11 protein-coding genes are annotated in these 13,079 nt (G+C 57.0%); 8 read left to right on the forward strand and 3 right to left on the reverse strand.

Annotated features, from left to right (window positions below):
- Positions 1 to 32 precede the first annotated feature (32 nt).
- Positions 33 to 1,430 carry a dipeptidase gene (locus NFU03_RS07880; RefSeq protein WP_251637647.1) on the reverse strand — a complete coding sequence of 466 codons (1,398 nt, stop codon included), beginning with the start codon at positions 1,428 to 1,430 and terminating at the stop codon, positions 33 to 35.
- Between the two features lie 326 nt (positions 1,431 to 1,756).
- Here NFU03_RS07880 and NFU03_RS07885 point away from each other — a divergent pair, with 326 nt between their 5' ends.
- From NFU03_RS07885 to NFU03_RS07895, 3 genes are all read left to right on the forward strand, one after another.
- Complete coding sequence (locus NFU03_RS07885; RefSeq protein ID WP_251637649.1) at positions 1,757 to 3,007, forward strand: hemolysin family protein; 1,251 nt, start codon at positions 1,757 to 1,759, stop codon at positions 3,005 to 3,007.
- 108 nt (positions 3,008 to 3,115) lie between these two features.
- Positions 3,116 to 3,661, forward strand: a complete 546-nt coding sequence (locus NFU03_RS07890) for an RNA polymerase sigma factor (RefSeq protein ID WP_251637651.1) — start codon at positions 3,116 to 3,118, stop codon at positions 3,659 to 3,661.
- Positions 3,662 to 3,788: 127 nt separating this feature from the next.
- A complete protein-coding gene (locus tag NFU03_RS07895; protein ID WP_251637653.1) occupies positions 3,789 to 5,273 on the forward strand; it encodes a phospholipase D family protein in 1,485 nt (494 codons plus the stop codon).
- 51 nt (positions 5,274 to 5,324) lie between these two features.
- On the opposite strand, the gene NFU03_RS07900 is transcribed toward NFU03_RS07895, so the two are convergent.
- Positions 5,325 to 5,510: an SE1832 family protein gene (locus NFU03_RS07900; RefSeq protein WP_251637655.1), complete on the reverse strand. Its 186-nt coding sequence runs from the start codon at positions 5,508 to 5,510 to the stop codon at positions 5,325 to 5,327.
- Between the two features lie 28 nt (positions 5,511 to 5,538).
- On the reverse strand, positions 5,539 to 6,588 hold the full coding sequence (locus NFU03_RS07905; RefSeq protein WP_251637657.1) for a hypothetical protein: 1,050 nt from the start codon (positions 6,586 to 6,588) through the stop codon (positions 5,539 to 5,541).
- A gap of 332 nt (positions 6,589 to 6,920) precedes the next feature.
- On the opposite strand from NFU03_RS07905, the gene NFU03_RS07910 reads away from it, so the two are divergent.
- The 5 genes from NFU03_RS07910 to ybaK all read left to right on the forward strand — a co-directional run bounded on the left by NFU03_RS07910 (position 6,921) and on the right by ybaK (position 12,980).
- A complete protein-coding gene (locus tag NFU03_RS07910) occupies positions 6,921 to 8,852 on the forward strand; it encodes a cation:proton antiporter (protein WP_251637658.1) in 1,932 nt (643 codons plus the stop codon).
- An 88-nt stretch (positions 8,853 to 8,940) separates the two neighbouring features.
- Positions 8,941 to 9,504, forward strand: coding sequence for an NADPH-dependent FMN reductase (locus NFU03_RS07915; RefSeq protein WP_251637659.1), 564 nt, complete (start codon positions 8,941 to 8,943; stop codon positions 9,502 to 9,504).
- Positions 9,505 to 9,616: 112 nt separating this feature from the next.
- The gene (locus tag NFU03_RS07920) at positions 9,617 to 11,788 is read left to right on the forward strand and encodes a DNA topoisomerase III (RefSeq protein ID WP_251637660.1); all 2,172 of its coding nucleotides are present in this window, start codon (positions 9,617 to 9,619) and stop codon (positions 11,786 to 11,788) included.
- 81 nt (positions 11,789 to 11,869) lie between these two features.
- Entirely contained in the window at positions 11,870 to 12,439 is a 570-nt protein-coding gene (locus NFU03_RS07925) for a hypothetical protein (protein ID WP_251637662.1), read from the forward strand.
- Between the two features lie 67 nt (positions 12,440 to 12,506).
- Positions 12,507 to 12,980 (forward strand): Cys-tRNA(Pro) deacylase, encoded by a 474-nt coding sequence (gene ybaK / locus NFU03_RS07930; RefSeq protein ID WP_251637663.1) that lies wholly within the window; start codon positions 12,507 to 12,509, stop codon positions 12,978 to 12,980.
- Positions 12,981 to 13,079: the final 99 nt, after the last annotated feature.

The following is a 13,079-nucleotide window of genomic DNA, read 5'->3' on the forward strand; positions in this document are numbered from 1 at the left end:
GGTATCGGAACAGGGCGTTTTTTAACATTCATTTACTTCTTCAGCTGGTCTTTCGTCAGGCCGGCCAATTCTTCGTAATAGTCACCGAGGACGCGCAAGCCTTTGTCGAAGTTTTCCAGTGTCAAGTGTTCATTCGGTCCGTGCAGGTTTTCGGTTTCGAGACCGAAGCCCATCAGGACGACCGGGAGGCCGAGGATGGCATCGAAATCCGCAACAATCGGGATCGACCCGCCTCCGCGAGTGTAGACCGTCGGCACTTCATACACCTTTTCATACGAGCGGCTCGCCGCTTCGAGTGCCGGATGATCGAACGGTGTGATGTACGGGAGGCCTTGGTCGAACGGCGTGACGATCACAGTCACCCCTTCCGGCTTATGCTTTTCGACATGGGCTTTCAGTTTGTTGACGATTTCGCCCGGTGTCTGGTCAGGGACAAGACGGCATGTGATCTTCGCGCCCGCTTCTGCAGGAAGGACGGTCTTGATGCCTTCGCCGCTGAACCCGCCGAATACCCCGTTCACTTCGAGAGTCGGGCGAGCGGATGTGCGCTCGAGGAACGAATAGCCCGGTTCACCGAAGAGTGCAGGGACACCAAGCTCCTTACGCTGTTCTTCTTCATCGAAATTCAATTCTTTGTATGCCTGCCGCTCATCATCGCTCAGCGGACGCACATTTTCATAGAAGTCTTCGACCAAAATCGTCCCTTCCTTGTCGTGGAACGATGCGAGGATTTCCGCAACCGCATGTATCGGATTCGGCACACCGCCGCCGTACACGCCGGAGTGCAGGTCGCTCTTCGCGCCATGGACATCGATCTGCACGCCGCTCAAGCCGCGCAGTGCATAACAGATCGCCGGCTGGCCAGGGGCATACAGCGCCGTATCGGAAATGACGATCGTGTCGGCTGCGAGCCTGTCCTTATTGTCTTTGATGAATGCGACGAGGTTTGGACTGCCGACTTCCTCTTCACCTTCGATGATGAACTTTACGTTGATCGGAAGCTTGCCGTCCAGCTGCATGAGCGCTTCGACCGCTTTCACATGCATGAACACTTGACCTTTGTCATCGGTCGCACCGCGGGCGAACAGTTTGCCTTCGCGCACTTCCGGTTCGAACGGCGCGCTGTCCCACAGGTTCAGCGGGTCGACTGGCTGGACGTCGTAGTGTCCGTAGATGAGGATCGTCGGCTGGCCTTCTGCATGGAGCCAGTCCGCATAGACGGCAGGGTGGCCGCCGGTCGGTTCGATCGACACGTTTTCAAGGCCTGCCTGTTTCAGGGATGCCGCCAGCCAATCGGCGGCTTTCGTCATGTCCTCTTTGTGTTCGGAAAGTGCGCTGATGCTCGGAATGCTCAGGAACTCCTTGAGCTCATTCAAGTGTGTTTCGCGGTGCTGTTCAAAGTACCCATTCAGTTGATCCATCGTTGCCATGAAAATCCCCTCATTTCGGTTAAAGTGACGGCAGGGCGGGAATAGCAGAAACAATTCCCGCTGCTGCCTGCCCGCTTGCTCCGGCAGTCCGTTGCGGAGTGCGGCCAGCGGTGCTGATTCCTCAAGTATAGCAGAGTTTCTGTGAATTCTAACAAGAGGAGACTTCCGCAGCCGTATTCACTGGAAGCATATGCTATACTGTTGCAACAGCTTAGAAATTCGGATACATACCAAAAATCGTTCCCCGGTATGCAACCTGTTGTCCATCGCGGACGTCAGCACTGTATCTCGGAACGGAACAGGAAATTTATCAGGAGGAATCGCCCTTGTTCATCGCACTTGCTTTCTTTTTGGTGATGTCATTTTTCTTATCAGGAAGTGAAACCGCACTTACCGCAGTGAACCGCATGCGAATCCAGATGCGTGCCGAGCAGGGGGATCCTAAAGCGATCCGGCTCCGTGCGCTCGTCTCGAAACCCGACCGGATGATCACCGCCATCCTGATCGGCAATAACGTCGCCAACATCATGATGCCGACCATCGTCACGAAGATCGCCATCGACAAAGGACTTCCGCTCGGGCTGATGACCGGAGTCCTGACCGTCATCCTGATCATCTTCGGCGAGGTGCTGCCGAAGACCATCGCCGCGACATTCGCGGAAACACTCGCGTACATGGTGTCGCCGATCATCACGGTCATCGTCAAACTGATGACGCCGCTGACGTTCCTGCTCGCCCTGTTCACAAATCTCTTTATCCGCATCCTGTCGAAAGGGAAAGTGAAGGAAGCGACGCTGACGAAAGAGGATCTGCGGTCGATGGTCGATATCGCCTCGGTCGAGGGGACGTTCCAGCAGGACGAGTCCCTCCGTCTGAAGGGCGTGCTCGATTTCCCGGAGAAAGACGTGTCGGACGTCATGGGGACCCACCGGACAGACGTCGTGGCGCTGCCGCTCGAGTCGACGTACGAAGAAGTCCGAGGCACCGTCCTCGAGTACTTCTACACCCGCTATCCGATCTATGAAGAAAGCATCGACAAGATCATCGGCGTGTTCTATTCGAAGCGGCTGATCGAATGGTCCATCGAACCTGAGCTGCCGTTCGAAGACATGATCGACCGGGATCCGCTGTTCGTCGTGCAGACGGCGAGCGTCGAAAAGGTGTTCAAGATGATGCTCGCGCACAAGAAGCATATGGCGATCGTCCTCGACGAATACGGAGGCACACTCGGCATCGTCACCCACGAAGACATCATTGAGGAAATGATCGGCCAGGAGATCGAAGATGAGACCGATGAAACGGAAGACGCGCTCATCTACGAGCATACGGAAGACACGCTCGTCTGCCAGGGCCGCCTCGAAATCGAAGAGGCAGTCGCGCTGCTCGGCATCGACCTGCCGACAGAGAACGAGACGATCGGCGGATTCGCATTCCAGGAACTTGACCACGTGCCGGATCCCGGCGAGCGGTTCACGTATGGACCGCTGCTGTTCGAGATCGAGGAAATGGACCGCAACCGGATCGTCCGCCTCAAGATCACACGCCGTCCCGACGAAGCGGTCGAAGACGAAGCATGACGATCCCACCTTACACGTTTGTAAGGTAACTGAAAGAAACTCCGATAGTTCGCCCGCCCGTTATCACGCATACTGTAGATAACAGCTAGAACACGGAGGCGTTGGACGATGAACCCGACATTAGACGAACTGCATGAAGAATATGGACGTTACTTATACCATTTGTGTCTGAAACTGACACGGAACAAAGAAGAAGCCGAAGATCTGATGCAGGACGTCTGGGTGAAAGTCGTCCGGTCGAGCGGCCGTATGGAAGGCGTCGACCGCATGAAAGCATGGCTGACGACGATCTGCATGAACACATTCCGCGACCGCTACCGCAAGGACGTGCGCCGCAGCAAATACGTCATGAACCAGCCGGACACGCTTGACATCCCGCTGCTCGACCTCGTGCCGAGCGGAAGTCCGCTGCCGGGCGAGCTCGTGGAACAGCAGGACCTGCGTGCTGCTGTCCGCAGCAAGATCGACCAGCTCGACACCATCTACAAAACGACGATCGAATACTTCTACGTCAACCAGTATTCGCTCATCGAGATCGCCGAGAAGATGCAAGTGTCGATTGGAACAGTGAAATCCCGACTGTTCCGCGCCAAAAAGTATTTGAAGGAACTGTTGACGCAAGACCAGGCCGTCAGCGATCTTGTTATCGCCTGACAGGCTTGATAGAAACTTCTCAAAGGCTCTCCCTGAATCGACCAGGGGGAGTCTTTTTTGCTGTGCGTTTGCATGCTACTCTGAAAGGGAATGTGTCAGTGATGGAAGCAACGCGAGGGGGAGCACGATGGGGAAGAAAGGGAAACGAACGAAAAAGAAGAAACGGCTGTCCGGCACGACGCGCAAGATCCTATGGAGCGCTCTTGCGGTGTTCCTCGTCATCTATGCAGCCGAAATCATCTATCATACATATAAGCCGCTGCCGGAGGGCATCGATTATGCAGGCAGTCTCCACCGGACGGACGATGTGGAGATGTTCACCGACCTCACCTATGCCCAGGATAAAAAAGGGGACGGCATGCAGCACGAACTTCATATATTCGATGAAGTCTATTCGATGATCGACGAAGCGGAAGACTTCATCATCCTCGATTTCTTCCTGATGGATCATTATTCCGACGAAGACATCGATTTCCCGAAGATCGCGGAGACGCTGACAAAGAAACTCGTCGAGAAGAAGCGGGCGAATCCGGAACTGCCGATCGTCTTCGTCACCGATCCCGTGAACACAGGATACGGATCCTATCCGTCGAAATGGTTAACCAAATTGAAAGAGGCCGGCGTCGAAGTCGTCATCACCGATCTGGAGCCGCTAAGGGATTCAATGCCGCTCTACTCAGGGCTGTACCGGACGATCTTCCGTTGGGGGGATATCGGCGGCAAAGGCTGGATTCCGAACGCCATGGCTTCGGAAGCACCGAAGTTCCGGCTCGCTTCCTACGTCGAACTGCTCAACGTGAAGTCGAACCACCGCAAGATGATTGCGACGGAGAAGGCGGGGCTCGTCACGTCGGGCAACCCGCATGACGCGAGCGGATTCCATGGCAACGTCGCGTTCAAAGTGCACGGCCCGATTATCAACGACATGATCGCCGCCGAGGAAGCGGTCGTCAATTACACGAAAGGCGAGACGGGGCAGACGCTGCCGCGCGTGAAGGCGGAAGAGCCGGAAGACGGGGAATACGCCATCCAGTATGTGACGGAGAAGAAAGTGAAAGACCTGCTCATGAGTGAACTGAAAGCCGCCGGGAAAGGCGACCGGATCCGCATGGCGATGTTCTTCATCGCAGAGCCGGATGTCGTCAAGGAAGTGACCGAAGCGGCGAAGCGGGGTGTCGAAGTCAAACTGATCCTCGACCCGAACAAGAACTCCTTCGGCAACGAGAAATCCGGCCTGCCGAACCGGCCCGTCGTGCAGAAACTCATCGAGGACAGCGGCGGCCGGATCGATGTGCGCTGGTACAATACCGTCGTCGGTCAGTTCCACACGAAACTCGTAATGGTGGAGCGCGCGGGAGATGTCCACGTGCTGAACGGGTCCGCGAACCTGACCGAGAGGACTCTCGACAACTACAACCTGGAGAACGATCTGTACGTCATTGCACCGTCTGACAGCAAGCTCGCAGGTGAACTCGATGCCTACTTCACAAGGCTGTGGGACAACGAAGACGCCTTGTATACGCTTAACATCGAAGACTACCAGAGCAAACTGACTAAACCGCAGCGCATTATTTATGCCCTGCAGGAATGGCTGAAGCTGACGTCCTATTGAATGAATGAAAAAACCTCTTGCCGGATTGACAGACAAGAGGTTTTGACATGATCAGGATAATTCAGCGAGCTGGCGGTTGAGTTCTGAGAGTCGGTCTTCCATCTTGGCAAGACGCGCTTCAGCTTTCTGGACAGAATCGCCATGCCCGGTCGATTCGAGTTTCTCGATATCACCTTGAAGGCTGATGTAGTCCATCTTCAGTTCTGCGATCTCCGATTCGATCTGTGATTTGGTCATAAGTCCCTGCCTCCTGCTGCGGTTTTACTCAGTTTACCACATCGGGAACCGGCTTGCCGGGGACGGACCGTTTCGGGTGATCGAGCAGGTAGCGGATCGTCTCGAACACGCTGTCCGCTTCTTCGCCGAGCGGCAGGGTGAGCTGGCGGTCGATGTCGCGCTGGCGCAGCGAATCATGCAGAAGCGGCTCCATGATCGCATTCAGCAAGTTCGACTGCTTCACTTTGCGGCCGAGCCCGAGATGCGTGAACCCATCGCGGTCGGACGGGAACTGCAGCTCGGATTCGAACGGATTCTGGGCGAGGATGATGCATGGGACGCCGAGACTCGCCGCGTCATACGGCATGTAGCCGCCGCCGCACAGGACGATATCCGCCTCCGCCGCAAGGCTCAGGAAATCATGCGGCGCTTTTTTGATGGCCGTATTGCGCCGGCTGAGCGCCATCATGCGTAGTGAACTCGCATCATGGGCGTAGGATGTCCCGAGCAGGATCGTCACGCTGAGCGGGATCTGCAGGTTCATGACGTGGCGGAGTGCGCGGAACGTCAGATTGCCGGGATCCGTTTCTCCGAACGCGATCAGCAGACGGGGCGGATCGCCAGGCGTCTGCTTTTCCCGCTGACGCCGCAAGTCCGCAGCCCGCGCATCCGTCAAAAACGTCCCGATGCCGGTTTTATAGGAATCGGTCACACTCGTATCGAATTCTCCATATAATGTCTGGATCACAAAATCGGCGGCCTGTCCGCCTTCCCCGAAGTCGTCGAAGTGGAGGAGGGACGGCACAAGTTTCTGTACGGCTTCCGCTTCCTCTCTCGATGTGCTGCCGCTGTCGCGGATGAGCAGGTCGGGTTTGAGAAACGAAAGCGCACTCAGCAGGTCGCGCTGCGTAGCGGCCTGTACACACCGGTATTGGTCAGGGATCGGAAGGCCGGCGCGGGTGATGAACACCGCAGACGCTTCTTCCGCGAGCTCTTCGGCGATCCGGAGCGCCCGCCGCACAGGATATCCGCAGTTTTCATCAGTCGATGATAAGTCAAATGCAATCAGCTTCGTCTGTTTCGCTGTAATGGGAATCATCCTTTCTTGCAATCTCTTGCTGTCCACTCTATGAAAAGCGGGACGAAGATATGCAGAACGCTCAAGCGGAAGTGGGAAACGCTCAAGCGGAAGTCGAAAACGCTCAAGCCAGTGCCGGAACGCTCAAGCCAGTGCCGGAACGCTCAAGCCAGTGCCGGAACGCTCAAGCGCAGATCGGAAGCGCTCAAGCATGTGCCTGAAACGCTCAAGAGCAAGCCAAAAGCGCTCAAGTCCACCTGCCCATCTCACACTCTATGTATATCAGTTGTTTCCAAAACTGAATGTGGTACACTATAACGAAATTTCACCGTGGAAGGAGTGGCGAAAACCGAATGATAGGATCACTAACGGCCGATCTCATGCTCGTCGTTCTGATCGGCATCCTGTCCCAATGGGTGGCCTGGCGGTTCCGGCTCCCGGCGATCGTCGTCATGGCGATTGCAGGACTCCTCGCCGGACCGGTCCTCGGCTTCATTAATCCGAAAGAGTCGATGGGGGACCTGTTCAGTCCGATCATCTCCTTCGCCGTGGCCATCATCCTGTTCGAAGGGAGCCTCAACCTCGACTTCCGGGAGATCAAAGGATTCAGCAAACCGCTGACACGCATCGTGACGGCGGGAGCGTTCATTGCGTGGATCGCCGGATCGCTCGCTGCGCATTATTTGGCGGGCCTCTCGTGGGCAGTCGCATTCGTCATCGGCGGCCTGTTCATCGTCACCGGCCCGACAGTGATTTTGCCGATGCTCCGGCAGGCTAAGCTGAAACCGCGCCCGGCGGCACTCCTGAAGTGGGAAGGGATCATCGTCGACCCGTTCGGCGCGCTGCTCGCGGTCTTCGCTTTTGAATTCATCAAATTCATGAACGCCCAGGTGACGCTCGGTGCGCTCGGCCTGTTCGCGGCCGCCTCGCTGTTCGCGGTATTCATCGGCTGGGCGTCCGCCCGCATCCTCGGTGCGGCATTCGAAAAAGGGGCGGTCCCGGAGTTCCTGAAGGCGCCCGTGCTGTTCGCCGTCGTGCTGTTCGCGTTCGTCGTATCAGACGAAGTCATGCACGAAACCGGCCTGCTCGCTGTCACGGCAATGGGAATTGTCATGGCCAACATGCACCTGACGTCCATCCACGATATCCGCCAGTTCAAGGAGAACATTTCCGTACTCCTCATATCGGGCATCTTCGTCATGCTGACGGCGTCGCTCAACCCGCACGTGCTCATCGAGATTGCGGACTGGCACATCATCCTCTACGTGCTCGCGATGCTGTTCATCGTCCGGCCGCTGTCCATCTGGATTTCGACCATCGGCACCGATCTGACGTACCGGGAGCGGCACCTGATCGGCTGGATCGCCCCGCGCGGCATCGTGGCGCTCACCGTATCCGGCTACTTCGCATCGATCCTGCTCGAGAACGGTTATAGAGACGCGGAACTGCTGACGGCGCTGACATTCGCGCTAGTCCTGTCGACCGTCGTCCTGCACGGCTTCTCCATCGGACCGATCGCGCGCCGGCTCAACCTGACAACGACCGACGAATCGGGTGTCCTCATTGTCGGCGGCACGAAATTCGGAGCGGAGCTCGCTAGATCGGTTGAAGAGACAGGGAACGCCGTGCTGATGATCGACAACTCGTGGGCAGGGCTGTCCCACGCGCGCAAACTCGGAATGCCCAGCCACGTCGGGGACATCCTCTCGGAACAGACGGAGTACAATCTCGACCTGACCCCGTACCGCTACATGCTCGCGATGACGAAAGCGGATACGTACAATGCCCACATTTGCGCCGACTTCCTGTATGATATCGGCCGTGAGAATTTATTCCAGACGGCATTCCATGTCGGCAAAGGGGTCGAATCGTTCAATGTGACGGGCGGACGGACGCTGTTCACGCCGGCGCTGTCGATCTACGACCTGGAAGAGCGCATGAATCTCGGCCACGTGTTCCGCAAGACGGCACTGTCCAAACAATACAGCTACACGCAATATTTGAGGGAGCGCGATGACCGCTCCGTCCTGCTGTACATTCTCCGGGAAGACGGCAGCGTGGTATTCTACACGCCGAACGAAGAACTGCAGGCGTATGCAGGGGACACGGTCGTCGCCCTGTCGCATCCCGTCAAGCAGATCGAGCGGGCGAAGGAGCGCATTGCGGAAGAAAGAGGCGGGGATGAAGCGGCGCTCGCGAATGTCGAAAAGCGTTTCCTGGAAGAGTCGGGAAAAGGAAAATCCCCTCTGCCGGGAGAAGCACCACCGCCGATACAGCCAGATTGACCGAAGCGGCAGCGAGCGGATTCCGGGTCAAGGACCGTCCTTTCTGATAGGATGAAGAAGGAGAAAATTACTAGGGGGTACGGTCATTGTGAAAGTTTTGTTTGTGGACGGGACCATTATCGGCAGCAAAACGGGCGTCGTGCTCGATACTGTCGAGACATATATCGAGGAAACGGGCTGCGGATTTGAAATGGAGCGGCTCAGTTTCGCGGATTATGACCATCAGTTCGTCGACGGGCGCCCGGCCGACCAATACAACGAAGACATGCAGAAGCTCGTCCGCAAGTTCGAAGAAGCGGATGGCTATGTGATTGCGACACCGGTATTCCAGGGCTCGATCCCCGGCGTGCTGAAAAACGCGTTCGACATGCTGCCGCCGCGCACGATGCGGTACAAACCGGTATCGATCGTCGCGAACGGGGGCACTTACCAGCATCATCTCGTCGTCGAGAACCAGATGAAACCGATCCTCGACTACTTCCGGTGCCTCGTGACGCCGAACTACGTCTACACGCACCGCGACCATTTCGACGAAACGGGCAAAATCATAGACGAAAACGTCCATGACCGCCTGAAAGAACTCGCCCGTGTATTCGTGAAATACACGGAAATGGGCAAGTCCCTCACTGTCGGCATGATCGACGAACAATAAGCAGGAAACGCCCGTCCGCACCGGAATTCCGGCGGGCGGGCTTTTTGGTGGATGAAACCTGAAAAGCATGCGGCGATTGCGTATAATGGACACAACTGAAAGGGGATTCAACATGGCAAAATCACTCGTACTTGCAGAAAAACCATCCGTCGCCCGCGACATCGCGCGCGTGCTCGGCTGTCATAAAAAAGGGAACGGCTTCCTCGAAGGGGACCGGTACATCGTCACATGGACACTCGGCCACCTCGTCACCCATGCAGATCCGGAAGGCTACGGCAGCGAATACAAAGAGTGGAAGATGGAGCACCTGCCGATCATCCCGGAACCGTTCAAGCTGACGCCCATCAAACAGACGACGAAACAATACAACGCCGTCAAAGCGCTGCTGCGCCGCGATGACGTGAAAGACGTCATCATCGCGACAGACGCCGGGCGCGAAGGGGAGCTCGTCGCCCGCTGGATCCTCGAACTTGCGAAAAACCGCAAGCCGATCAAGCGACTCTGGATTTCATCCGTCACCGACAAGGCCATCACAGACGGTTTCGCGAACCTGAAAGACGGCAAAGCGTATGACAACCTGTATGAAGCGGCCGCTGCGCGTGCGGAAGCGGACTGGGTCGTCGGCATCAACGCGACCCGTGCGCTCACTGTGAAGCACAATGCCCAGCTGTCGACCGGCCGGGTGCAGACGCCGACACTTGCGATGATTGCGGAACGCGAAAAACAGATCCAGCAGTTCCAGCCGAAACCGTACTGGGGCATCCAGGCGCTGACCGAAGCCGGCCGTTTCACATGGCGCGATGCGAAAGGGCAGACGCAAGTATTCGATGAAACCGTCATCAACCGGAAATTCAGTGCGCTTGAATCGGTCACGGAAGGCCGGATCACCGACGTCAATGCGACGCCGAAGTCACAGCCGGCGCCGCCGCTGTTCGACTTGACCGAGCTGCAGAAGGAAGCGCACCGCCGCTGGTCATGGTCCGCGAAGGAAACGCTGTCGACCTTGCAGAACCTGTATGAGCGCCACAAAGCGGTGACGTACCCGCGGACGGACTCGAAGCATCTGACGGGCGACATGGAAAATACGCTGAAGGACCGGGTGAAAGCGGTCGAGATCGGGCCGTACCGGAAAGCGGTGAACGCACTGCTGCGGAAAGGCGCGCTCAAACCGCAAAAAGGTGTCATCAACGACAGCAAAGTGTCCGACCACCATGCGATCATCCCGACGGAGGAAAGCCCGTCGCTGCACGCGTTGTCCGATACCGAAAGCCGTCTGTACGACCTGATCGTCAAACGGTTCCTCGCCGTCTTCTATCCGCCGTTCCGCTATGACCAGCTGACGGCTGAACTCGAAGCGGGCGAAGAAACGTTCGCATTGAAAGGCCGGACGATCACCGATGAAGGCTGGAAAGCGGTCTATTCATCTGATGAAGAAGAAGCGGACACCGACGCGCTTCCGGCGCTGAAAAAAGGGGAGACGCTGCAGATCCGTGCCTTCAACCGGACGGAAGGCAAGACGAAGCCGCCTGCCCGTTTCAATGAAGGGACATTGCTCGCCGCAATGGAAAATCCGTCGCAGTTCATGGCTGGGGAGTCGAAGGAATTGATCAGAACAATCGGCGAAACGGGCGGACTCGGCACCGTGGCGACGCGTGCAGACGTCATCGAGCGGCTGTTCGGCATGTTTGTCATCGAAAAAAGAGGGAATGACATTTACACCACTTCCAAGGGGCGCCAGCTGCTCGAGCTCGTCCCGGAAGACTTGAAGTCACCCGCGCTGACAGCGGAATGGGAGAACGACCTGTCCAAAATCGCCGCAGGCAAGCTGAAGAAAGATCAGTTCATCCGCGGGATGGTCGACTTCTCGAAAAAGACGATCCGTGATATCCAGGCGGACGATAAGAAATTCAAACACGATAACGTCACCGGCAAGATGTGCCCGGACTGCGGCAAGCCGATGCTCGAAGTGAATGGCAAGCGAGGCAAGATGCTCGTCTGCCAGGACCGCGAGTGCGGACACCGCCAGACCGTCTCCACCTTGACGAACGCCCGCTGCCCGAACTGCAAGAAAAAGCTCGAGCTGCGCGGACACGGCGACGGCAAGATCTTCGTCTGCAAATGCGGCTACCGCGAAAAACTGTCAGCGTTCGAAAAACGGCGGGCGCAAAGTACAGGTAAAAAGGCTGATAAGCGCGACGTCCAGAAGTACCTTAAGAAGCAGGAGCACGAAGAACCGGAAAACACTGCAATGGCGGATGCGCTGAAGAAACTATTCGATAAGTAAAAAAAGCTGCCTTCGTCTCAAGGAAGGCATCGCACTGCTGGTATATAATGAAACTAACAAAACTCGTCCGGAGGTGAGCGTATGGTATCCATTACAAGTTATCCATCGGTGACCGCACCCATGCAGAACGGCCAGGCCGGCCGACTGCGAGCGGAAACCGCCTATACCCGGGACGCCGCCTACACACGCGGCAACGAAGAGAAGCGGGAAGCGGCCGTCCGTCAGATGCAGTCAGCCGTTGAAACACAGGCTGCAGAACCATTCCGCAAACTCGGCGCCGGCCAGCTGAAGCAGGTCGCACTGCCGCTCGGCGAAACGCTCGAAGAGACGATCGACAGCTGGCGGAACGTCCGCCGGGAAGCGCTGTCCGCGTCGGAGCCGGCAGAGGTGGACCACCAGCTCGCCGCAGCCGCTTCCGCGAAAATCATGGAAGCGCAGGCACAGCTCGCACTCGAAGACCGTCTCCGCTCGGCCCAGCTTGCCGAAGCGGCGCTCGAGGAACGGACGGAAGGCATGATCCCTGCACAACCGGCAGTGACCGGAGCGGAACGCGACCTGTACGAACAGGCCGCCGCTGCCTATTCCGTACAAACGGGAGCACGGGAACAAGGCTACGAAGTCGCCCAGCCCGCGTATTTCCTGACGGCATAAGTGATAGTGAATCTGGACCCGCCCATTTGTGGCGGGTCTTTTTGGATAGAGGAAGGAGCCGGAGCACATGGCGAAAAAGAACAAGCACATCAAAACGAACGCAATCCGCATTTTGGAATCGCTTGGCATCCCGCACGAACTGTTGGAGCGGGATCTGTCGGAAGACGCAAACGCGGCGGCGGACGGCGGTAACGAGGCCGATGTCTACAAAACACTCGTCGCGACAGCGGGCCCCGAACGCTATTATGTCTTTGTCATCCCGGTCGTCCGCGAACTCGACTTGAAGAAAGCAGCGCGGGCGGCGGGTGAGAAGAAGATCGAAATGCTCCCGCTGAAGCAGCTCACCGCTGTCACAGGCTACGTGCGCGGCGGCTGTTCCGCGATCGGCATGAAAAAACAGCTCCCCGTCTTCATCGACGAATCCGCCGCAGCCAAGCCGTCTCTATACGCCAGCGCCGGTAAACCGGGTTTCCAGATGAAACTGAAGCCTGATGATTATGCCGAAGCGACCGGCGGGACGTTTGTGGATTTGTGTAAATGAATAGTGGGTGCCCGGCTGTTGTGCGAACGCTCATAAATCTTGGAAAGCGCTCATAAATCTCAAAAAACGCTCATAAATCCGCTGAAACGCTCATAAATC

It is taken from the genome of Sporosarcina sp. NCCP-2716, assembly GCF_023707985.1.
Taxonomy (GTDB): domain Bacteria; phylum Bacillota; class Bacilli; order Bacillales_A; family Planococcaceae; genus Sporosarcina.